The organism is Variovorax sp. Varisp53, from assembly GCF_059491555.1.
On the sequence record NZ_CP168512.1, the window covers coordinates 3194286 to 3216422 of the forward strand.

Annotated in this window: 17 protein-coding genes; 6 read left to right on the forward strand and 11 right to left on the reverse strand. The window is 67.4% G+C overall.

The annotated features are described in order from the left end of the window. The first annotated feature begins 1 nt into the window (after position 1). Positions 2–2608, forward strand: a complete 2607-nt coding sequence (locus ACEOAB_RS14945; protein ID WP_056590542.1) for a [protein-PII] uridylyltransferase — start codon at positions 2–4, stop codon at positions 2606–2608. A 43-nt stretch (positions 2609–2651) separates the two neighbouring features. Further along, positions 2652–3689 (forward strand): sensor domain-containing diguanylate cyclase, encoded by a 1038-nt coding sequence (locus ACEOAB_RS14950; RefSeq protein ID WP_495653816.1) that lies wholly within the window; start codon positions 2652–2654, stop codon positions 3687–3689. Between the two features lie 19 nt (positions 3690–3708). On the opposite strand, the gene ACEOAB_RS14955 is transcribed toward ACEOAB_RS14950, so the two are convergent. Together ACEOAB_RS14955 and ACEOAB_RS14960 are read right to left on the reverse strand one after the other, a co-directional pair. Continuing rightward, complete coding sequence (locus tag ACEOAB_RS14955; protein WP_495653817.1) at positions 3709–5058, reverse strand: putative bifunctional diguanylate cyclase/phosphodiesterase; 1350 nt, start codon at positions 5056–5058, stop codon at positions 3709–3711. 124 nt (positions 5059–5182) lie between these two features. Next, complete coding sequence (locus ACEOAB_RS14960) at positions 5183–5527, reverse strand: hypothetical protein (protein WP_056590547.1); 345 nt, start codon at positions 5525–5527, stop codon at positions 5183–5185. A 187-nt stretch (positions 5528–5714) separates the two neighbouring features. Here ACEOAB_RS14960 and ACEOAB_RS14965 point away from each other — a divergent pair, with 187 nt between their 5' ends. Next, entirely contained in the window at positions 5715–6392 is a 678-nt protein-coding gene (locus ACEOAB_RS14965; RefSeq protein WP_056590671.1) for an HAD family hydrolase, read from the forward strand. Next, positions 6389–8044: a phosphoglucomutase (alpha-D-glucose-1,6-bisphosphate-dependent) gene (pgm, locus tag ACEOAB_RS14970; RefSeq protein ID WP_056590550.1), complete on the forward strand. Its 1656-nt coding sequence runs from the start codon at positions 6389–6391 to the stop codon at positions 8042–8044. The genes ACEOAB_RS14965 and pgm overlap by 4 nt, the downstream gene beginning before the upstream one ends. Before the next feature lie 97 nt (positions 8045–8141). Here pgm and ACEOAB_RS14975 read toward each other — a convergent pair whose 3' ends face one another. The 4 genes from ACEOAB_RS14975 to ACEOAB_RS14990 all read right to left on the reverse strand — a co-directional run bounded on the left by ACEOAB_RS14975 (position 8142) and on the right by ACEOAB_RS14990 (position 12808). Further along, positions 8142–9455, reverse strand: a complete 1314-nt coding sequence (locus ACEOAB_RS14975; RefSeq protein WP_495653818.1) for a homoserine dehydrogenase — start codon at positions 9453–9455, stop codon at positions 8142–8144. A 271-nt stretch (positions 9456–9726) separates the two neighbouring features. Next, positions 9727–10782 carry an amino acid ABC transporter permease gene (locus ACEOAB_RS14980; RefSeq protein ID WP_056590556.1) on the reverse strand — a complete coding sequence of 352 codons (1056 nt, stop codon included), beginning with the start codon at positions 10780–10782 and terminating at the stop codon, positions 9727–9729. After that, entirely contained in the window at positions 10779–11777 is a 999-nt protein-coding gene (locus ACEOAB_RS14985) for an amino acid ABC transporter permease (RefSeq protein ID WP_056590559.1), read from the reverse strand. Before ACEOAB_RS14985 ends, ACEOAB_RS14980 begins: the two co-directional genes overlap by 4 nt. Further along, entirely contained in the window at positions 11774–12808 is a 1035-nt protein-coding gene (locus ACEOAB_RS14990; RefSeq protein ID WP_056590562.1) for an amino acid ABC transporter substrate-binding protein, read from the reverse strand. The genes ACEOAB_RS14985 and ACEOAB_RS14990 overlap by 4 nt, the downstream gene beginning before the upstream one ends. A 173-nt stretch (positions 12809–12981) precedes the next feature. On the opposite strand from ACEOAB_RS14990, the gene ACEOAB_RS14995 reads away from it, so the two are divergent. After that, a complete protein-coding gene (locus ACEOAB_RS14995) occupies positions 12982–13377 on the forward strand; it encodes a DoxX family protein (RefSeq protein WP_056590565.1) in 396 nt (131 codons plus the stop codon). 6 nt (positions 13378–13383) lie between these two features. Here the strand turns inward: ACEOAB_RS14995 and def are convergent, their stop codons facing one another. The 5 genes from def to smc all read right to left on the reverse strand — a co-directional run bounded on the left by def (position 13384) and on the right by smc (position 21253). Further along, positions 13384–13923, reverse strand: coding sequence for a peptide deformylase (gene def, locus ACEOAB_RS15000; RefSeq protein ID WP_056590568.1), 540 nt, complete (start codon positions 13921–13923; stop codon positions 13384–13386). 36 nt (positions 13924–13959) lie between these two features. Further along, on the reverse strand, positions 13960–14391 hold the full coding sequence (locus ACEOAB_RS15005; protein WP_082572018.1) for a hypothetical protein: 432 nt from the start codon (positions 14389–14391) through the stop codon (positions 13960–13962). Positions 14392–14506: 115 nt separating this feature from the next. Then, on the reverse strand, positions 14507–16594 hold the full coding sequence (ligA, locus tag ACEOAB_RS15010; protein WP_056590571.1) for an NAD-dependent DNA ligase LigA: 2088 nt from the start codon (positions 16592–16594) through the stop codon (positions 14507–14509). A gap of 25 nt (positions 16595–16619) precedes the next feature. Continuing rightward, positions 16620–17723 (reverse strand): cell division protein ZipA C-terminal FtsZ-binding domain-containing protein, encoded by a 1104-nt coding sequence (locus tag ACEOAB_RS15015; protein ID WP_056590574.1) that lies wholly within the window; start codon positions 17721–17723, stop codon positions 16620–16622. A gap of 14 nt (positions 17724–17737) precedes the next feature. Beyond that, positions 17738–21253, reverse strand: coding sequence for a chromosome segregation protein SMC (gene smc, locus ACEOAB_RS15020; RefSeq protein ID WP_413748091.1), 3516 nt, complete (start codon positions 21251–21253; stop codon positions 17738–17740). A gap of 173 nt (positions 21254–21426) precedes the next feature. Between smc and ACEOAB_RS15025 the strand changes: the two genes are divergently transcribed. After that, positions 21427–22137 (forward strand): hypothetical protein, encoded by a 711-nt coding sequence (locus ACEOAB_RS15025; RefSeq protein ID WP_495652939.1) that lies wholly within the window; start codon positions 21427–21429, stop codon positions 22135–22137.

Below are 22137 nucleotides of genomic sequence, written 5' to 3' on the forward strand. Positions count from 1 at the left end.
CGTGATCGAAGCAGCCAAGATCGACGTAGCGATGCTGCGCGAAGCCTACCGCGCCAAGAAGCTCGCCCTGTTCGACACCCTGCGCTTTGCGCGCGCCCCGACCCGCAGCGTGCACGCGGTGCTGCGCCAGCTCTCGGCGCTGGCCGACGAAACGCTCTGCACGCTGTGGCGCGAGGCCGGCTTCGGCGACTCGCTCACGCTGGCCGCCGTGGGCGGTTTCGGGCGCGGCGAGCTGTTTCCGTATTCCGACGTCGACGTGCTCCTGCTGCTGCCGCCGGAGGGCCACGAGAGCGCAATCGACCCGGCCCGCATCGAGGCCTTCATCGGCCATTGCTGGGACGCGGGCCTCGAGATCGGCTCCAGCGTGCGCACGGTCGAGGAATGCCTGGCCGAGGCCGAGAAGGACGTCACCGTCCAGACCTCGCTGCTCGAAGCACGCCTGATCGTGGGCGACAAGAAGCTCTTCACCGCGTTCCGCCGCCGCTTCACCCGCGCCATCGACCCGCAGGCCTTCTTCGTGGCCAAGTCGCAGGAAATGCGGCACCGCCACCAGAAGTTCGACAACACGCCCTACGCACTGGAGCCCAACTGCAAGGAATCGCCGGGTGGCCTGCGCGACCTGCAGACCATCCTCTGGATGACCAAGGCCGCCGGCTACGGCGGCCGCTGGGACGACCTCGCCAAGAACGGCCTGGCCACCCCGTTCGAGGCGCAGCAGATCAAGCGCAACGAGGCCCTGCTCTCGCTGATCCGCGCCCGGCTGCACGTGATTGCCAACCGGCGCGAAGACAGGCTGGTGTTCGACCTGCAGACGGCCGTGGCGGCAAGCTTCGGCTACGAAGGCGAGTCGCAGCGCAAGTCGAGCGAGGCGCTGATGCGGCGCTACTACTGGGCGGCCAAGGCGGTGTCGCAGCTCAACCAGATCCTGCTGCTCAACATTGCCGAGCGCTTGCAGCCCATCGACGAGCAGCACACGCCGATCAACGAGCGCTTCTACGAGCGTGCCGGCCTGATCGAGATCGCCAGCGACGACCTGTACGAACGCGAGCCGCATGCGGTGCTCGAAACCTTCCTGCTGTACCAGAAGACCATCGGCGTGCAGGGCCTGTCGGCGCGCACGCTGCGCGCGCTCTACAACGCGCGCCACGTGATGGACAGCAAGTTCCGCAACGACCCGGTCAACCACGACACGTTCATGCGGATCCTGATGCAGCCCTACGGCATCACGCATGCGTTCCGGCTGATGAACCAGACCTCGGTGCTGGGGCGCTACCTGCGGGTGTTCCGCAGCATCGTGGGGCAGATGCAGCACGACCTGTTCCACGTCTACACGGTGGACCAGCACATCCTGATGGTGCTGCGCAACGTGCGGCGCTTCTTCATCGCCGAGCATGCGCACGAATACCCGTTCTGCTCGCAGCTGGCGGCCGGCTGGGACAAGCCCTGGATCCTGTACGTGGCCGCCCTCTTCCACGACATCGCCAAGGGCCGCGGCGGCGACCACTCCACGCTCGGCGCGCGCGATGTTCAGCGTTTCTGCAAGCAGCACGGCATCGCCCGCGAAGATTCCAGGCTCATCGAGTTTCTGGTGGCCGAGCACCTGGTGATGAGCCAGGTCGCGCAGAAGCAGGACCTGAGCGACCCCGAGGTGATCGGCGCCTTCGCCAAGCGAGTGGGCAACGAGCGCTACCTGACGGCGCTCTACCTGCTGACCGTCGCCGACATCCGCGGCACCTCCCCGCGCGTGTGGAATGCCTGGAAAGGCAAGCTGCTCGAAGACCTGTACCGCTACACGCTGCGCGCGCTGGGCGGACGCATGCCCGACCCGGACGCCGAGGTCGAGTCGCGCAAGCGCGAGGCGCTGGTGCAGCTGGCCCTGCACGCGCAGCGCTTCGAGGCGCACAAGGCGCTGTGGGACACGCTCGACGTGGGCTATTTCATGCGCCACGATGCCACCGAGATCGCCTGGCATGCCAAGCAGCTCTCGCGCTTCGTGCCGCCCAAGAACGTGCCGGTCGACCCGAAGGCCCCGCCTGTGGTGCGCGCACACCTGTCTCCGGTAGGCGAAGGCCTGCAGGTGGTGGTCTACACGCCCGACCAGCCCGACCTGTTCGCGCGCATCTGCGGCTACTTCGACCAGGCGTCCTTCAGCATCCTGGACGCCAAGGTGCACACCGCGAGCAACGGCTACGCACTCGACACCTTCCAGGTGGTGACCACCTTCGTGCCCGACCACTACCGCGACCTGATCAGCATGGTCGAGTCGGGCCTGGCGCAGACACTCACCGAGGCCGGCGCCCTGCCCCCGCCCAGCATGGGCCGGGTCTCGCGCCGGGTGCGCAGCTTTCCGATCAAGCCGCGCATCAGCCTGTTGCCGGATGACAAGGCGCAGCGCTGGCTGCTCAACATCTCGGCCAGCGACCGTGCCGGCCTGCTGTACTCGGTGGCCCGGGTGCTGGCGCGCCATCACCTGAACCTGCAGCTCGCCAAGGTCACGACGCTGGGCGAGCGGGTGGAAGACACCTTCCTGATCAGCGGCCCTGAACTCCAGGGCCAAAAGACGCAACTGGCCATCGAAACCGAATTGATGGAAGCCCTGGCTTCTTGAAATTGCCCTCCCGAAAGCAACCGATGCCATCAGAATGTCGGCCATGGAATCCTTGATCGAACAGCTATCCGACTCCGTCTCCTCGGCCAAGACGCTGGAAGACCTCGCACGCCCGATGCTCGAAATGCTCGAGGCGGCGACGGGCCTGGAGTCGGCTTACCTCACGACCATCGACCTCGAGAAGGGCCGACAGCGCATCTTGTTCGCCCACAACGCCGGTGAATTGTCCCTGCCCGAGGGTGCGCCGGTGCCGTGGGCCGACACGCTCTGCCGGCACGCCCTGGAGGAAGGCCGCATCTACACGGACGACGCCGGCGGTTGCTGGGGCAATGCCGACGCCGCCCGCCGGCTCGGCATCCAGACCTGCGTGAGCGCACCGGTGACGGCCGGAAACGGCGACCTCTTCGGTGTCCTGTGCGGTGCCAGCTCACAACAGCTGCCGCTGCCGCCCCATGCAGAGCCGGTGCTGCGGCTTTTCGCGCGGCTGATCGGCCAGCAGGCGGAGCGCGAGCTGCTCGTCGCAAAGCTCAAGAAAGCCCAGGCCCAGCTCGCCACCCACGCCGCGACCGACGCACTCACCGGCCTGCCCAACCGCCGCGCGCTCACCGACGAACTGCAGCGCATGCTGGCGCAGGGCGCGCGCAGCGGCCAGAGCGTGCTGGTCGGCTACATCGACATGGACGATTTCAAGAAGATCAACGACACGCACGGCCACGAGACCGGCGACGAGTTCCTGTCGGCCATGGCGAAACAGCTCTCGGCCTCGGTGCGCGCAAGCGACATGCTGGCGCGCTTCGGCTCCGACGAATTCGTGGTGATCGGCCTCGGGCCCGCGCTGGACGAATCGCCGCGCACGGGAGCGCGGGCCATGGCCGACCGACTGGCGGAAAACACCATCTTCGAGCTGAAGCTGCGGAACCTGACGATCGACTACAGCGGCGCCAGTGTCGGCGTGGTGGCCGTCGACCCGCGCACGGTCTCCGCCGAGGCCGCCCTGCGCCAGGCCGACACCGCGATGCGCGCCGTCAAGCAAAGCCGCCGGGCCATGGCCCGCGACGCCGTAGTCTCCGCGTCCAGCTGAACGGACACCGCCGCAGCGCTCAGGCGCCGGGCAGCGCCGCCGCGTGGGTACCCCAAAGGGGGGCCCGCTCGTACTGCGCCACCCATTGCACGATGTCCTTGGCCGCCATCGGCATGGCAATGCCGTAGCCCTGGGCGAGCGTGCAGCCCAGGGCGAGCAGCTCTTCGCCCTGCTTCACCGTTTCGACGCCTTCGGCCACCGCCGTGAGCCCGAGCGCGTGGAGCAGCGCGATGATGCCCTGCACGATGGCGTGGTCCTGGCCGTTGTCGAGCATGCCGCGCACGAACGACTGGTCGATCTTCACGGTCGACACCGGCAGCTGGCGCAGGTAGGTGAGCGAGGAGTAGCCGGTGCCGAAGTCGTCGATGGTCACGCCCACGCCCAGCGTCTTGCAGGCTTCGACGAACAGCGCGACGTTCGCGAACTGGCTGATGGCCGTGGTTTCCAGGATCTCGAGCTCCAGCATGCCCGCACCCAGCTTCGGAAACTGCGCCAGGTGCCGCGCGAGCCGTTCGACGAAGTCCCAGCGCATCATGTGGCGCGGCGCCACATTCACGCTCACCGACATCTGCAGGCCCGCCAGGCGCCACTGGTGCGCCTGCCAAAGAGCCGTGGCGATGGCCCAGTCGCCGATCTGCTCGACCAGCGCGTCGTCTTCGATCAGCGGCACGAACTGGGCCGGCGGCAGCAGGCCGCGCTCGGGGTGCTGCCAACGCAGCGGCGCCTCGACGCCGACCACCACGCCGCGCTGCATGTCGACCTTGGGCTGGTAGACCAGGAAGAACTCGCCCTGCAGCAGGCCTTCCTGGATCCGCTGGCGCTCGCGCACCACCTGCTCGTCGGCGCGCGCCTGCGGCGCGTCGAAGTAATGCACCTTGCCATCGGCCGCGCGCTTGGCGAAGAAGGCGGCGTGCTGCGCCTGGCGCAGCGCGGTTTCAGGGGGCGGGCCATTGCTGTCGAGCAGCATGGCACCGATGCTCGCGTCAATGCTGCCCGCCTGGTCATGCCAGCTCCAGGGCTCGGCAAGGGAAGCCTGGATGCGCTCCAGCACCTGGGTGCACTGCGAGGTTCCGAGGCCGGCGAACAGGGCCGCGAATTCGTCGCCGCCCACGCGGGCCATCACGCTCTCGCGCGGCAGCTGAGCCTTGATGCGGCGGGCCACCTCCTTGAGGGCGACATTGCCCGCCACCATGCCAAGGCGGTCATTCAGCGAGGCAAAGCGGTCCACGTCGATGTAGCAGACGGCAGCCAGGCGCTTGCCTGCACGAGCCCAGTCGTCCATCAACGGGCGCAGCACCTCGTCCGGCGGGAGACGTGCCGACCCGTCGTAGTACGACGGCAAAGAGACTGTGGGTTGCTTGTTCGACAAAAGACTGGGCTCCGGAGGTCGCGGGCTATTGTTCCCCCAATTGGGGCGATTGCGTGTGTGGTAGCTAATATTAGTTACATGAGCGCTGTATTCGCGCAACACCCGAGCCCCCGCGCCTCGTCTTCTAGCCGCAATAGGCACCGACCACGCGGCCGGTCGGTTCGACCTGCACATTGAGCCTCGCCGTGTCCTGCACCGGATCGGCTTTTTCCGTGGCGGGCACCGTACGTGCCAGGCGGGCGCCGGCGCGCTGGCGCATCTCTTCCAGCAACTGCTGGCTGACGCGCAGGCCCAGGCCAAACCGCACGGCAGCAGCCTGGCAGGTTTCAGGCGGCGTGACGAAGCTCGGGGGTTCGGGGACTTCCGATGTCAGGGGCCGGTCGGCCGGTGGCGTCTGGCAGCCAGCCAGCAAAAGGCCCATGGCCACGGCCGGCAGACCGATCCAGTGGCGACCGTTGGTGATGCGCATCTGTCTTGCTCCTTCTTCAAACTGCAACCTGAGCAGGAGCTTATTCAATTCCGAGGGGCGATCCCCTGCACGGATCAAGGCAATGGATCTCGGAGCCTCGACAAAATCACGCTGCGGCCGTTCGGAGTCGCATTCGAGGCGTATGCTGGAAGCGACGCGCGCAGTTCAGGCCCACCCGCCACACACCATGACACCGCCCCCTGCCACCGTTTTTCTGATCGACGTCGACAACACCCTGCTCGACAACGACGGCATCATCGCCGACCTTCGCACCCATCTCGAACAGTCCTTCGGCGCCGAAAGCGCCAGCCGCTACTGGACGGCCTTCGAGCAATTGCGCAACGAGCTCGGCTATGTCGACTACCTCGGCGCCCTGCAACGCTACCGCGCCGAGGAAAGCAGCCGCGGCATGAGCAATTCGCGGCTGCTGCTGATGTCGGAATTTCTCATCGACTACCCCTTTGCCGACCGGCTCTACCCCGGCGCGCTGGAGACGCTGAAGCACCTGCGCGAGCGCGGGCCCACGGTGATCCTGTCCGACGGCGACGTCGTGTTCCAGCCGCGCAAGGTGCAACGCTCCGGCCTTTGGGACGCCACAGAGGGCCGCGTGCTGATCTACGTGCACAAGGAACAGATGCTCGACGCCGTCGAGCAGTGCTACCCCGCGCGGCACTACGTGATGATCGACGACAAGCTGCGCATCCTCTCAGCCATGAAGGCCATCTGGGGATCGCGCCTGACGACGGTCTTTGTGCGGCAGGGGCACTATGCGCTCGACACGCAGGCCAACGCCGCATATGCGCCCGCCGACATCGCCATCGAGCGCATCGGCGACATCGTCAACCTCGACTTTCCACCCGCATGAGCCAAGCAACCAACCCTCTCGCGGGAAAGCCCGCACCCATCGAACTGCTGGTCAACGTACCGCGCCTGATCTCCGCCTACTACACCGGACGGCCCGATCCGTCGGTGCCGAGCCAGCGCGTGGCCTTCGGCACCTCGGGGCACCGCGGCTCCTCGTTCGACGATGCGTTCAACGAATGGCACGTGCTGGCGATCAGCCAGGCGATCTGCGACTACCGCAAGCAGAAAGGCATCGACGGGCCGCTGTTCCTCGGGATCGACACGCACGCGCTGTCGACACCGGCCTTCAACAGCGCCGTCGAGGTACTCGCGGCCAACGGGGTCGAGCTGATGATCTCGAAGGATGACGAATACACGCCGACGCCGGCCGTGTCGCACGCCATCCTGGCCTTCAACCGCGGGCGCACGACGGGACTCGCCGACGGCATCGTCATCACCCCTTCGCACAACCCACCCGAGAGCGGCGGCTTCAAGTACAACCCGCCGAACGGTGGACCGGCGGGCACCGACATCACCTCGGCCGTCGAGGCGGCCGCCAACAGGATGCTGGCCAACGGGCTCGAAGGTGTGAAGCGCATGCCGCTCGCGCAGGCGCTACGCGCCTCGACCACGCACCGGCACGACTACCTGAACACCTATGTCGAAGACCTGGCGCAGGTGCTCGATATGGATGCCATTCGCGGCGTCGACATCGACCTGGGCGTCGACCCGCTGGGCGGCGCAGGCGTGCGCTACTGGCCCGCGATTGCCGAGCGCTACAAGCTCGCGCGGCTGAACGTACTGAGCCAGGAGGTCGACCCGACCTTCCGCTTCATGTCGCTCGACTGGGACGGCCGCATCCGCATGGACCCGTCGTCGCCCGACGCCATGCACAAGCTGATCGAACTGCAGGGCCGCTTCGGCATCGCCTTCGCCTGCGACACCGACCATGACCGCCACGGCATCGTGGCGGGCAGCACGGGCCTGATGCAGCCCAACAGCTACCTCGCGGTGATGATCGACTACCTCTACACGCACCGCCCGCAATGGCCGGCGCAGGCGGCCGTCGGCAAGACGGTGGTCAGCAGCCAGATGATCGACCGCGTGACGGCGCGGCTAGTGCGCAGGCTGTACGAGGTTCCGGTGGGCTTCAAGTGGTTCGTCGACGGGCTGGTCGATGCGTCGCTGGCTTTCGGCGGCGAAGAAAGCGCGGGCGCGACCTTCCTGCGCAAGGACGGCTCGGTGTGGACCACCGACAAGGACGGCCTCGTGCCCGCCCTGCTCTCGGCCGAGATCGCCGCGCGCACCGGGCGCGACCCTGGCGAGCGCTATGCCAAACTGACGCAGGCGCTGGGCCAGCCGGTGTCCGATCGCGTGGATGCCGCAGCTACGGTGGAGCAGAAGAAGCGGTTGTCGAGCCTGTCGCCCGAGCAGATCCGCTCGACCGAACTGGCGGGCGACCGGATCGTCAACGTGCTGAGCCATGCGCCGGGCAATGGCGCGGCCATCGGTGGCGTGAAGGTCGTGACCGAGAGCGGCTGGTTCGCGGCGCGGCCCTCCGGCACCGAGAACATCTACAAGATCTACGGCGAGAGCTTCAAGGGCAAAGACCACCTCGCGCGCATTCTTGAAGAAGCGCAGCACGTGGTGGACGGGGCACTCTCTGCGCCCTGAAGGAATGCAGGCGCTGATGCTTCGGCCGACCCCGGGCGGCGTTCGTGGCTTAACCCTCCAGCAGCTCCACGCACAGCGTCGCCACCGCGCCTGCCACCTAGGAACGCGCCTGCAACGCGTGCACGGCAAGGTCCAGCGTGCCCTGCGCCACCGGCCCCGTCAGCACCAGCACCTGCGGGCCGACGCCGGGGCGTTCAGCCGCCAGCGCGACCTGGCGCACCGGCACCTTCTGCTCCGCGAGGCAGGCCGTGACCGCCTGGATCTGGCTGACGGCGCACACCGGCACCCGCAGGTAGTGCGAGGTGTGCACGGCGGCACGCGGCAACACCGCCAGGGCGTTCGTCGCGTGCTCATGCACACCGAGGTGCGGCACGTGCTGCGCGGCATTCACGCCGTCGAGCCGCGCCACATCCACGAGATCGGCGATCACCGCCGAGGCCGTCTGCTCCGAACCGGCGCCCGCACCGTAGTACATCGTCAGGCCCGCCGCATCGCTCTTGACCATGACGGCGTTCATCGAACCGTTCACCTGTGCCATCAGATGCGTGGCGGGCACGAGCGCGGGCTCCACGCGAAGCTCGACGCCCGACGCCTGCCGGCGCGCCACGCCCAGCAGCTTGATGCGGTAGCCCAGTTGCTCGGCGCAGGCCACGTCCAGTCCTTGCAGGGCGGTGATGCCCTCCACTTGCACATCGGCGAAGCGCAGCGGCATGCCGAAGGCGTTGGCGGCCAGCAAAGACAGCTTGTGCGCGGCGTCGATGCCTTCGATGTCGAAGCTCGGGTCGGCCTCCGCATAGCCCAGCGCCTGGGCCTGCGCGAGCGCGGCGGCGAAGTCGAGGCCTTCATCGCGCATCTTGCTCAGGATGAAATTGGTGGTGCCGTTGATGATGCCGGCCACCCACTCGATGCGGTTGGCCGCCAGGCCTTCACGCAGCGCCTTGACGATGGGAATGCTCACGGCCACCGCCCCCTCGTAGGCCACGGTCACGCCCTGTTTTCGCGCGGCGGCGAAGATCTCGGCGCCGTGCACCGCGAGCAATGCCTTGTTGGCCGTGACCACATGCTTGCCGTGCGCAATGGCGGCCAGCACCCAGTCGCGCGCGGGACCGGTGCCGCCGGCCACCTCCACGACCACGTCGACGTCGGGATGCGCGGCAACCTGCATCGGGTCGGCCGTGAGCGCAACGCCCTCTCCCACGATGCTGGCGGCGCGCTCCAGGTTGCGCGCGGCAACGATCACAAGTTCGATAGCCCGGCCGGCCCGCGCCGCGATGTCGGCCTGGTTGCGCACGAGCACGCGGAAGGTGCCCGAACCCACGGTTCCGATACCGATCATCCCCACGCGCAGGGTACGGTTCAGCGCAGGGCGGCTGTGCAGGGGCTCGAGGGATTCAACGGGGTCGCGGTACATGGACATCTCCAGACGAAAAAACAAAACCCAGCTGCCAGAGCTGGGTTCATTCGTTCGGGGAGAGAGCGATACACCAGGTGGCTGCCGGAACGGCCACCTGCGCGTGCTCAGGTGGCCGCGGTGGTAATGGTGGTAATCATTCGAGCAACGACCATCGCCTGCGCGGAGGCAGGCGGCATCATGCGAGCCATCAGGGCTGCATCGGATGCGGGGTGGAAATCGTGGCTCGACATGAAGGCCCGGAGTGTACAGGACCCCGGCCGTGCCCGGCTCAGCGCGCGGCCGACAGCCGCTTTTCGAGCCACACGCTGTAGCGCGAGAGCCCGAAGCACAGCACCCAGTACACAGCCGCGATGAAGAGATAGCCCTCAAGATAGAACGGCCGCCACGTCGGATCACCGCCCAGCGCCAGGCCCAGCGCGCCCGTCAACTCGAACAGGCCGACCACGGTGACGAGCGAGGTGTCTTTCAGCGTACCGACCACGCTGTTGGTCAGTGCGGGCACCACGAGGCGCAGCGCCTGCGGCAGCACGATGTCGCGCTGCACCGGCCAGCGGCCGAAGCCCAGCGCCATCGCCACTTCGGTCTGCCCGCGCGGCACGGCCTGCAGGCCGCCGCGGATGATCTCGGCCAGGTACGCCGCCACGAACAGCGTCAGCCCCGCGAGCACGCGCACCAGCACGTCGGGCTGCCATCCGGCCGGCCACAGCAGCGGCAACAGGAACGAGGCCATGAACAGCACCGAAATCAGCGGCACGCCGCGCACCAGTTCGATGTAGCTCGCACTCAGCGTGCGCACCACGGGCCAACCCGAGCGGCGGCCCAGCGCCAGCAACAAGGCCAGCGGAAAGGCCAGCGCCAGCCCCACCACCGCGAGCCCGATGGTCAGCGGCAGGCCGCCCCAGCGGCTCGTCGGCACATGGCTCAGTCCCAGGACGCCGCCACGCATCAGCAGCACGAACAGCAGCAGCGCGCCGATCCACAGCGGCACGAGCCACCAGCGCCAGCTCCGCGGCCAGGCGCTGAGCACGGTGACGGCGGACAGCACGACGACCGCGATGGCCGGGCGCCATTGCTCTTCATACGGAAAGCGCCCGAACAGCATCGGCCGCCACTTCTCTGCCACCACGCCCCAACAGGCGCCGTGCCGCACGGCCCGGCAGGCCTCGGCGTCGGGCCGGAACACCGCATGCACGATGCCCCACTCGACGGCGTGGAAGCCGCCCCACGCGAGCAGCGCAAGCAACAGCACCGTCGCCAGCGCCCGCAGCGGCGAACCCCAGAGTTCGCTGCGCCACGCGACGGGTTCCTGCGTGACGCGCCTCATTGCCAGCCTCGCAATGCAACGCGCGCGTTGTAGCGGTTCATGCCGAACGAGATCAGCAGTGACAACAGCAGATAGACCGCCATGATGATCGCGATGCACTCGAAGGCCCGGCCATTCGAACCGATGGTGGTGTTGGCCACCGACACCAGTTCCGGATAGCCCACGGCCACAGCGAGCGACGAGTTCTTGGTGAGGCTCAGCAGCTGGTTGGTGAGCGAAGGCACGATCACCCGCAGCGCCTGCGGCAGGATCACGATGCGAAGCTGCTGCACCGGCGACAGGCCCAGCGCCTGCCCCGCGAGCACCTGCCCCTGCGAGACCGACAGGATGCCTGCGCGCACGATCTCCGCCACGAACGCGGCCGAATAAAAGGTCAGGCCCGCCACGATGGTCACGTACTCGGGGCTCAATGCAGCGCCGCCACTCACGCCGAAGTCGCCACGCTCGGGAAACTCGAAATGCGTGGGCCACCAGCCGCCCTCGCCTGCCACGGGCCATGGCACGCTGAGGCCGCCCTTGCTGAGCCACACGCCGGGCAGCAACCGAACAGGCTCCGTCGGGTCGGGCAGCAGGTTGGCCATCGCGAAGGCCAGCATCAGCAACTGCACCAGCAGCGGCACGTTGCGCAGCAACTCGACGTATGCGGTGCAGATGCCGCGCAGCAGCACGTGCGGCGCCAGTCGGCCGATGCCGATGAGCGTGCCGAGCACGACCGAGAAGATGGCCGCCGGCACCGCCGCGCGCACCGTGTTGATCAGGCCCGCGAGAAACGCGCGCCAGAACGGCTGGTTCGCGTCGAAGTCCAGCCAGCCTTCGCTGATCGAGAAGCCCGCGGGCTCGGTGAGAAAGTCGAAGCCGGAGCGCACGCCGCGTGCACGCAGCACCTCGAGCGCATGGTGAACCACCCAGACCGCGCCGGCCACGACGGCCAGCACCAGCAGCGCCTGGACGGCCCATGCCAGCCAGACCCCGCGGCGCGAGGCCCTGGCGCTCATCGAACCGGGGGTGCGTAGATCAGGCCGCCCTTGTTCCAGAGGTTGTTGGAGCCGCGCGGCAGCTTGAGCACCGACTTCGGCCCGACGTTGCGCTCGAACATCTCACCGTAGTTGCCCACGGCCTTGATCGCGCGGAACGACCAGTCCTTGTCGAGGCCCAGCAGCTTGCCGAGGTCTTCGCCGGTGCCGACCAGGCGCTGCTGCGCCGGGTCCTTGCTGCTGGCCTTGAGCTCGTCGGCATTGGCCTGCGTGACGCCGAACTCCTCGGCCTCGATGAGCGCATTGGGCACCCACTTGGCGATGGCGAACCATTCGTCGTCGCCACGGCGCACCAGCGGCGCGAGCGGCTCCTTGGAGATCAGCTCGGGCAGGATGACGTAGTCGTCGGGGTTCGGCGCTTCCTTGTTGCGCAGGCCGGCCAACGCCGAGGCGTCGGTCGTGAAGGCCTGGCAGCGGCCCGAGAAGAAAGCCTTGAACGAAGCCTCGAAGCTTTCGAAGACGACGGTCTTCACCGGGATGTTCTGCGCGCGGAAGTAGTCCGACACGTTCTTCTCGTTGGTGGTGCCCGACTGCGTGCAGATGGTCGCGTTCTTGAGTTGCTTGGCGCTCGTTACCTTGAGCTTCTTCGGCACCAGGAAGCCCTGGCCGTCGTAGTAGGTGATGGTGGTGAAGTTGAAGCCCAGCGAGGCATCGCGCGTGAGCGTCCATGTCGTGTTGCGCGCGAGGATGTCGATCTCGCCGGCCTGCAGGGCCGAGAAGCGCTGCTGCGAATTGAGCGGCACGAAGTCGACCTTCTTGCCGTCGCCAAGCACGGCGGCCGCGATGGCGCGGCAGGTGTCGACGTCGAGGCCCGACCAGTTGCCCTGGGTGTCCGGTGCGGAAAAGCCCGCCACGCCGTTGGTCACGCCGCACTTGACGGTGCCGCGCTGCTTGACCGCATCGAGCGTCTTGCCGGCGAAGGCCGGCGCAGCAGCGGCGAGCACGATGACGGAGGCTGCGGCAAGCAATGCCGGACGGAAACGATTGTTCATTGGTGTTCTCCTCAACAGTAGGCAAAAGGCAGTGTACGGGCCGACACGAGACTCTGCCAAAGAACCACGGGTTTGATGCATATGCCCGTAGCCCGACGCAAATCCGGTGCCCGAAGACGCTGCAGGTTCACTACCATACGGCCCTCGAATCACTACAACTGGAATCCACACAAATGGTCAAATCCGACGACACCGGCAAGTTCATCCTGCGCGTCGCGCTTGGCGTCCTGATCCTGCTGCACGGCATCGCCAAGCTCCAGGGCGGCGTCGGCTTCATTTCCGGCATGCTGGCCCAGCATGGTCTGCCGGGCGGGCTGGCCTACCTGGTCTATATCGGTGAAGTGGTGGCGCCCGTGCTGCTTATCGTCGGTCTCTACACGCGGCCTGCGGCATGGATCGTCGCGATCAACATGCTCGTGGCTTTCACGCTGGTCCACATGAAGGACCTGACCTCGCTCGGCAAGCAAGGCGGCTGGGCACTGGAAATGCAAGGCATGTTCCTGTTCGCGGCACTCGCCATCGCCCTCATGGGCGGCGGCCGCTTCGCGCTCAGCAGCAAATACAACTGAACCGGCTCAATCGTCGTCTGCCGCGTCGAGGCCCGGAAACAGGACCTCGGTGTAGCCGAAGCGCGAGAAATCGCGCACCCGCATCGGGTACAGCTTGCCCAGCAGATGATCGACTTCATGCTGCACCACGCGCGCATGAAAGCCGGTGGCGACCCGGTCGATCGGGTCGCCGTAGGGGTCGAACCCGGTATAGCGGATGTTGGCGAAGCGCGGCACCACGCCGCGCAGGCCCGGCACCGACAGGCATCCTTCCCACCCCTCTTCCTCCTCGTCGTCCAGCGGCGTGATGACGGGATTGAGCAGCACGGTGCGCGGCACCGGTGGCGCATCGGGATAGCGGGGATTCACGACATCGGTGCCGAAGATCACGAGTTGCTGGTCCACGCCGATCTGCGGTGCGGCAAGGCCGGCACCGTTGACCGCATGCATGGTTTCGAACATGTCGCGCACCAGCAGGTGCAGTTCGTCGGTGTCGAAGGCGGCCACGGGCTGCGCGATGCGCAGCAGCCGGGGGTCGCCCATTTTCAGGATTTCGCGGATGGCCATGGCGGGATTATCGCGACAGGCCCGCAGCCGCCGCGATCAGGGAGGCGTCTGGGTCTTGGAGTCCGGCGAAGTCCACAGGCGCGCATTGCCGCGCGGCGGTGTCGGGATGGAGCCTGGTCCTCCACCGGTAACGGGCGGACGCGGTGCGACGCCCGGTCGGCCAGCGCCCCAATTGCCTGACGGGCGTCCGACCACGCCGGGATTCGGATAGACAGGGCGCGCGGCCGGATAGCCTGGCCGGCCGTAGTACGGACGGTCGTAGTAGTACGGACGCCGCTGCTCGTAGTAGCCGCCACCCTGGATGTAGACCGGCGCGGGTGAAACGACCACGGGCGACGGTTCGCTGTAGTAAGGCCCCGACGAGTAGCCGCCGCCATAGTAGGGATCGGCGGGCACGCCCACGCAGCCGCTCAGCAACGCAACGCCGCCGAGCGCGGCGCAAGCACCAAGAACACGAATTTTTTGCATGAGGGACTCCTTGTGGCCTTCGATTAGTTTTCAACGCCAGGTTGTAGACCCTGTTGACTGCGTTCCGATGAAGTCGCGTAACGACCGGTAAAGGGCCTGTCGGCACCTCTGCGGCTTACTCCGCCGGAACACCGTTGGCGAGTATCTCCAGCATACGCGCCTCATCGATGATCTCGACGCCGTTCTCACGCGCCTTGTCGAGCTTGCTCCCGGCCTCTTCACCGGCCACGAGGTAATGGGTCTTCTTGCTGACCGAGCCGGAAACCTTGGCTCCGGCTGCCTCCAATTTATCCTTCGCTTCGTCGCGGCTCAGCGTAGGAAGCGTGCCGGTGATGACGAAGGTCAGACCCGCCAAAGGCTTCGGCGCCCTGGCGGCGGGCTCGCCCTCTTCCCAGTTCAGGCCGCAGGCGCGCAATTGCTCGACCACTTCGCGGTTGTGCGGCTGATCGAAGAAGGTGCGCAGGCTTTGCGCCACCACCGGTCCCACGTCGTTCACTTCGAGCAGTTGCTCCTCGCTCGCGTCCATGATCGCGTCGAGCTTGCCGAAGTGCTTGGCCAGGTCCTTCGCGGTGGTTTCGCCCACGTGGCGGATGCCAAGGCCGAACAGGAAGCGCGGCAGCGTAGTCTTCTTCGAGGCCTCGAGCGCGTCGACAAGGTTCTTCGCCGACTTCTCGGCCATGCGGTCCAGCCCGGCCAGCGTGGTGAAACCCAGTTTGTAGAGATCAGGCAAGGTGCGGATCAGGTTGGCGTCGACCAGTTGCTCGACCAGCTTGTCGCCCAGTCCGTCGACATCCACCGCACGCCGCGCCGCGAAGTGCAGGATGGCTTCCTTGCGCTGCGCCGCGCAGAACAGGCCGCCGCTGCAGCGGTAATCGACCTCGCCCTCCTCGCGCACGGCTTCCGAATCGCACACGGGGCACTTGTGCGGCATGGTGAAAACTGCGCCGCGCTGATCGTCGGGCTTGGCCAGGCTGTCAGGCGCCACGCCGACCACTTCGGGAATCACATCGCCGGCACGGCGCACGATCACCGTGTCGCCCACGCGCACGTCCTTGCGGCGCGCCTCGTCTTCGTTGTGCAGCGTGGCATTGGTCACGGTCACGCCGCCGACGAACACCGGCGCGAGCTTGGCGACCGGCGTGAGCTTGCCGGTGCGTCCGACCTGGATCTCGATGCCGACCACCTCGGTCAGTTGCTCCTGCGCCGGGTACTTGTGGGCCACGGCCCAGCGCGGCTCGCGCGAGACAAAGCCCAGTTGCCGCTGCAGCTCGATGCTGTCGACCTTGTAGACCACGCCGTCGATGTCATAGGGCAAGGCGTCGCGTTGGCGGCCGATGTTCTCGTGGAAAGCTATGAGTTCAATCGCACCTGTCGCGCGCGCCGTCTGCCTGGCCACGGGAAAGCCCCAGGCATCGAACTGCTGCAGCCAGTCGAATTGCGTCGGGCAGTCGGGTCCGCCCTCGGCCGCTGGCGTCACCTCGCCCAGCCCGTAGGCAAAGAAGCTCAGCGGCCGCGCCGCGGCAATCGCCGGGTCGAGTTGGCGCACCGCGCCGGCAGCGGCATTGCGCGGATTGACGAACACCTTCTCGTTCTTCTGCCCGTCCGCGATCTTCTGGCGCTGGCGCTCGTTGAGCGCGTCGAAATCGGCGCGCTTCATGTAGACCTCGCCGCGCACCTCGACCACCGGCGGCGCCGTACCGTTGAGGCGCAACGGAATCTCGCGCACGGTGCGGATGTTCTGCGTGACGTCTTCGCCCACCTCGCCGTCGCCGCGCGTGGCGGCCTGCACCAGCACGCCGTTCTCGTAGCGCAGGTTCATGGCAAGGCCGTCGAACTTCAGCTCGCAGACGTAGGCGACCTGTGGTCCGTCCTCGGACAGGCCCAGCTCCTTGCGCACGCGCGCATCGAAGGCGCTCGCGCCGGCGGGCGTGATGTCGGTCTCGGTGCGGATCGACAGCATCGGCACCTTGTGGCGCACCTTGACGAAACCGTCGAGCACCTTGCCGCCCACGCGCTGCGTCGGTGAATCGGGCGTGCGCAGGTCGGGAAACTCGGTTTCGATGGCCTGAAGGCGCTGGAAGAGCCTGTCGTACTCGGCGTCCGGCAGTTCGGGCGTGTCGAGCACGTAGTAGAGATGGGCGTGGCGGTGGAGCTGTTCGCTCAGTGCGGCGGCTTCGCGTGCCGCTTCGTCGCGCGTCGTCATGGGTGTCTCCCGGAGGTCGGAGTTGTTAGCTGAAGAGGCGCCGTGCCAGCGGCGAGCCCGCAGCGAGGTCGCGCGCATCGAGCGTGTCGTAGAGCTGCTCGAGGTCGGCGCCGATCACGTCCATTGTCTCGTCGCGCAGCAGCTGGCCGTCGCTGTCGGTGACCACGCCGTCCATCTCGCGCGCCAGCGTGGCGGCGGCTTCGCGCATGCGGCGGAACGGCTCTTCGCCACGGTCGACCTGCGGCACGTCGAGGCTCAGGCTGAGTTCGCGGATGGCCGACTGGGCCGGGTCGTCGGCCAGCGCGGCCTGCGTGTCGAAGGCCAGCCCGAGGATCGGTGGCAGGCCGGCTTCACTGGTGGGTAGCACCATGCGCCCCGGGATGATGCCGGCCACGAAGCCGAGCCGCGCCGCGTTCTGCTGCACATAGCCAGGACTCCAGGCCGCATGCAATGCGCGCAGGACAAAACCCAGTTGCGCGTCGTGCGCACTAGCGAACTGATCGAGCTCGCGGGCGCGCGCCACTTCGTCGAGCATCTCGGGAAACTCGGGCGCGCCGTTGACGGCGTCGGCAAAGGCCTGGGCCTTGACCACGAATTCGGAGTACTCGATCTCGTTGAGCGCACCCGTGCGGTTGGCCAGCTGCACGCCGACCTGGAAAGCGCTGTAGCGCTGGCCGGCCACCGGCGGCTCCCACTGGCCGGTGTGTTCATTCAGGCCTTCGATGGCCACCGGCTTGCTGCCCGCGCGCCGTGTCGGCGGCATGGCGGCGATGGCGGCATCGCCCGAGGCGAGGCCATCGAGCGAGATCGGTGCGATCACGTCGATCAGCGGGTCGAGCCCGCCGCGGCGTTCGCCGGTCGCCACGGGCACGCCGCTGGGCGCCGGCAGGTCGGGGTCGAACAGGGGTTCATGGCGGTCTGCCCCCTGTATCTGGTGCGGATCGGCATGCAGCATCGGCTCCATGCCGCCGCCGCTCTCCGCCAATGCGCGCTCGGCTTCATCGAGCGCGATGTCGATCGCATCGGGCTGGCGCGGCGCATTGCGGCGCGACATCAACGTGTTGTAGGCAACGACGGCCGCGAGAACGAGGCCGCCGAGGATGGTCAGGGCGAGAGTGAGGCTGCTCATGGGTGCCGCTCGGCTTACGCGGCTTCGACCATCGAGACCGCCGACTCCATGTCGACCGCAACGATGCGCGACACGCCCTGCTCCTGCATCGTCACGCCGATCAGCTGCTCGGCCATTTCCATGGCGATCTTGTTGTGGCTGATGAAGAGGAACTGGGTTTCGCGGCTCATGGCTGTCACGAGTTTGGCATAGCGCTCGGTGTTCGCGTCGTCCAGCGGCGCGTCCACTTCGTCGAGCAGGCAGAAAGGGGCCGGGTTGAGCTGGAAGATGGCGAACACGAGCGCAATGGCCGTGAGCGCCTTCTCGCCGCCCGAGAGCAGGTGGATGGTCTGGTTCTTCTTGCCCGGGGGCTGCGCCATCACCTGCACGCCGGAGTCGAGGATTTCGTCGCCCGTCATCATCAGCTTGGCGTTGCCGCCGCCGAACAGCTCGGGGAACATGCGGCTGAAGTGCTCGTTGACGACCTTGAAGGTGCCGCCCAGCAGGTCGCGCGTTTCGGCGTCGATCTTGCGGATGGCGTCTTCGAGCGTGCCGATGGCCTCGTTCAGGTCGGCCGACTGTGCGTCGAGGAAGGTCTTGCGTTCGCTCGCGATGGCGAGTTCGTCGAGCGCGGCCAGGTTCACCGCGCCGAGCGCGACCACCTCGCGGTTGAGCCGGTCGATTTCGCCTTGCAGGCCAGTGAGCTTGACCTTGTCGGTTTCGATCGACTGCTCGATGGCTTCGAGATCGGCGCCGGCATCGTCGAGCAGCTGCTGGTACTGCTCGACGCCCAGACGCGCGGCCTGTTCCTTCAACTGGAACTCGGTGATGCGCTGGCGCAGCGGATCGAGTTCGCGTTCGAGCTGCAGGCGGCGCTCGTCGCTCGCGCGCAGCTTGAGCGTGAGGTCGTCGTACTGGCTGCGCGCCGAGCCCAGCGCGGCTTCGCGTTCGAGCTTGAGCGACAGGGCATCCTGCAGGCCGGCCTGCGCGGCGGCATCGGACAGCCGGGCCAGTTCGGCCCGGGCGCGCTCGTCTTCGTCGGTCAGTGCCACGGTCTGCTGCGCCGCGGTTTCGATGGAGCGATTGAGCTCCCCGCGGCGGGCTTCGAGCGTGCGCTGCGAGAAGGTCGCTTCCTGCGCCTGGCGCTCGAGGCTGCGGTGCTGCTCGCGGCTCGCGCTCAGCGCGCGGCCGGCTTCGATCACGCGCTCGTCGAGTTGCGCGTGGCGCTCCTGGCTGTCGGCCAGCTGCATGTCGAGCTCTTCGAATCGGCCTTCGGCGGCGATGCGCCTCTCCTGCAGTTCTTCGAGCTGCGCGTCGACTTCGCCGAGGTCGGCGGCCAGCTGCTGGCTGCGCGCGCGGGTCTGCTCGGCGAGCTGTGTCATGCGCAGGGTCTCGACCTGCAGTTCGTGCGCGCGCGACTGGGTCTCGGCGGCTTCGCGACGTGCGGTCACGAGGCGCTGCGCGGCGTCGGCGTAGGCGGCTTCGGCGCGGACCAGGGCCGTACGCGCTTCTTCGTTGATGAGTGTCTGGGCGCGCAGCTGGCGCTCCAGGTTTTCCATTTCCTGCTGGCGGGCCAGCAGGCCGGCCTGTTCGGAGTCGGGCGCGTAGAAGTTGACGCTGTGCGAAGACACGGCGTGGCCACTCTGCACGTAGATGACTTCGCCAGGCTGCAGTGTGGCGCGCTGGGCCAGCGCTTCCTCGAAGCTCGCAGCGGTGTAGCAGCCACGCAGCCAGCCGTTCAGCAGGGCCTGCTGGCCGGCATCGTTCAGGCGAAGCAGGCTGGACAGGCGCGGCAGCGCGGCCGAGCCTTCGGGCGCTCCGGCGGTGGGCGGGCTGTAGAAGGCAAGCTTGGCGGGCGGCGCATCGTTGCCGAAGGCGCGCACCATCTCCAGGCGGCTGACTTCGAGCGCACCCAGGCGTTCGCGCAGCGCGGCTTCGAGCGCGTTTTCCCATCCCTGCTCGACGTGGATGCGGCTCCACAGGCCTTGCAGGCCGTCGAGGCCGTGCTTGGCGAGCCAGGGCGCCAGCTTGCCGTCGGTCTTGACCTTTTCCTGCAGCGCGCGCAGCGCTTCGAGGCGGGCCGAGAACTCTGCATGGCGGGCGCCCTCGGTGTTGACGGCCTGCTGCTTCGCGCGGCGGTCGTCGTCGAGTTGCGGCACGGCTTCCTGCAGCTCATGCAGGCGGGCGTCGGCTTCGCTCGCGGCCTCTTGCGCCATGGCGTGCTGCTCCTGCATCTCGAGCAGGCGGGCTTCGTCGGGCGCGGCCAGCGCGTTCTGGTCGGCGCGCAGGCGCTCGCTGCGCTGCGTGAGCTGGCGGCTCTGCTCTTCGATGTTGCGCTGGTCGGCGGCCAGCACCTGGATCTGCTGCTGTACCTGCGACACGGTCGTGCGCTGGGCGTTGGCCTCGTCCTGGGCGCGCTGCACGGCTTCCTCGAGCTCGGGCATGCGCGCGTCGTGCTCTTCGAGCTGGGCGGCCAGCAAAATGGCCTGCTCCTCGGCGTCCACGCCGGCACCGGCCAGCATTTCGATCTCGGCCTCGGCCTCTTCGCGGCGGCGGCCCCACTGGCCCATCTGCTCGCGCAGTTGCACCAGGCGCTGCTCGACGCGCTGGCGGCCTTCGACCACGAAGCGGATCTCGCCCTCGAGCCGGCCGACTTCGGCGCTCGCCTCGTACAGCTTGCCCTGCGCCTGGTTGACCTGGTCGCCGGCGCCGTAATGGGCCTGGCGCACCGTTTCGAGTTCGGCCTCGATGTGGCGCAGGTCGGCGGTGCGCGATTCGAGGTCGTTGATCGCCTTTTCGGATTCGAACTTGATCTTGGCCTGGTCGGCGTTGCTTTCGCTGCGCTTCAAGAACCACAGCTGATGCTGCTTCTTCGTAGCGTCGCCTTGCAGCATGTTGTAGCGCGCAGCCACCTCGGCCTGCTTCTCGAGCTTTTCGAGATTGGCGTTGAGCTCGCGAAGAATGTCCTCGACCCGCGTGAGGTTCTCGCGCGTATCGCCCAGGCGGTTTTCGGTTTCGCGGCGGCGTTCCTTGTACTTGGACACGCCCGCAGCCTCTTCGAGGAAAAGGCGCAGCTCTTCGGGCTTGGACTCGATGATCCGGCTGATCGTGCCCTGGCCGATGATGGCGTAGGCACGCGGCCCGAGGCCGGTGCCGAGGAACACGTCCTGCACGTCGCGGCGGCGCACCGGCTGGTTGTTGATGTAGTAGCTGCTGGTGCCGTCGCGCGTGAGCACGCGGCGCACGGCGATTTCGCCGAACTGGTTCCATTGGCCGCCGGCGCGGTGGTCGGCGTTGTCGAACACCAGTTCCACGCTCGAACGGCTGGCCTGCTTGCGGGTGGTCGTGCCGTTGAAGATCACGTCCTGCATCGACTCGCCGCGCAACTCCGACGCACGCGACTCGCCGAGCACCCAGCGCACCGCGTCCATGATGTTCGACTTGCCGCAACCGTTCGGCCCGACGACGCCCACCAGTTGGCCCGGCAGCAGGAAGTTGGTGGGTTCGGCGAACGACTTGAAGCCCGAAAGCTTGATGGAATTAAGACGCACGACTTGTCGGCCTGCTTGGCTCTAGCGCCAAGGTATTGATTTGTAAGGAAAATTGCACGGGCCTGCAGCTTGCAGCAGGCCGCCGCCCCAGCCGTGGATGATAACGTCAGGGCATGAGCGATTCCCTGGTTTCTCCCCTCGCCATGCGACGTACCTGCCTCCTTGGAGGCATCTTGGCGGGCACGGCTGTTCTGCTTGGCCTTGCAGGCTGCTCGTCGACGCGCGATACCCAGCGCGCCGAGCCCTACAGCAGCCACGAATGGATGCAGTCCGGCGCCAACCGCATCGCCAACCTGTCGCTGCGCGACAACCTGCAGTCGGTGCGTCGCGTGCAAAGCACACTCTACAAGCGCAATCCGCGCGAATGGCGCAAGTCGGCAGCCAGTTTGGACGAGGCCACCCAGCGCGCCTGGGACGCCGTGCTCAAGGGCCCGCCCCTGCCCTTTTTGAAGGGCGCCACCGGCATCGACGCGATCCGCCTGGCCTTCGATACCGGGCCGCAGGGCTACCAGGGCGACCGTGTCGCGGCGCTGGTGTACGGCTGGGCCACCATGCTCAAGCAGGCCAACGGCGACACCTGGGACCAGACCATGATCGACGGCATCAATGCCGAGAACAGCTTCAGGGCCGCGCGCAACTTCGAGATCTCGCTCTGGCTCATTTCCTCCAAGACCGGCCCCGATGGCCAGCCACTGCTGCTGGCCACCGAAATCAGTGACCGCGGCCGCAACCTCGTGGCCGACCGCGAACTGTCGAAGGTCGTGGCGCGGCTCGACCTGCTGGCTGCGCAGGCCGACGAAAAATACCGCCGGGCGGCGCTCGATTTCGGCCAGAACTGGGTAATGGGCGTGGTCATGCCCTTCTTCACGCTGATACCCAAGTGA

Coding starts and splice junctions, on each gene's coding strand:
- ACEOAB_RS14950 (WP_495653816.1), top strand. CDS start 2,652: ATGGAATCCTTGATCGAACAGCTATCCGACTCCGTCTCCTCGGCCAAG.
- ACEOAB_RS14960 (WP_056590547.1), bottom strand. CDS start 5,527: ATGCGCATCACCAACGGTCGCCACTGGATCGGTCTGCCGGCCGTGGCC.
- ACEOAB_RS14965 (WP_056590671.1), top strand. CDS start 5,715: ATGACACCGCCCCCTGCCACCGTTTTTCTGATCGACGTCGACAACACC.
- pgm (WP_056590550.1), top strand. CDS start 6,389: ATGAGCCAAGCAACCAACCCTCTCGCGGGAAAGCCCGCACCCATCGAA.
- ACEOAB_RS14975 (WP_495653818.1), bottom strand. CDS start 9,455: ATGTACCGCGACCCCGTTGAATCCCTCGAGCCCCTGCACAGCCGCCCT.
- ACEOAB_RS14980 (WP_056590556.1), bottom strand. CDS start 10,782: ATGAGGCGCGTCACGCAGGAACCCGTCGCGTGGCGCAGCGAACTCTGG.
- ACEOAB_RS14985 (WP_056590559.1), bottom strand. CDS start 11,777: ATGAGCGCCAGGGCCTCGCGCCGCGGGGTCTGGCTGGCATGGGCCGTC.
- ACEOAB_RS14990 (WP_056590562.1), bottom strand. CDS start 12,808: ATGAACAATCGTTTCCGTCCGGCATTGCTTGCCGCAGCCTCCGTCATC.
- ACEOAB_RS14995 (WP_056590565.1), top strand. CDS start 12,982: ATGGTCAAATCCGACGACACCGGCAAGTTCATCCTGCGCGTCGCGCTT.
- def (WP_056590568.1), bottom strand. CDS start 13,923: ATGGCCATCCGCGAAATCCTGAAAATGGGCGACCCCCGGCTGCTGCGC.
- ACEOAB_RS15005 (WP_082572018.1), bottom strand. CDS start 14,391: ATGCAAAAAATTCGTGTTCTTGGTGCTTGCGCCGCGCTCGGCGGCGTT.
- ligA (WP_056590571.1), bottom strand. CDS start 16,594: ATGACGACGCGCGACGAAGCGGCACGCGAAGCCGCCGCACTGAGCGAA.
- ACEOAB_RS15015 (WP_056590574.1), bottom strand. CDS start 17,723: ATGAGCAGCCTCACTCTCGCCCTGACCATCCTCGGCGGCCTCGTTCTC.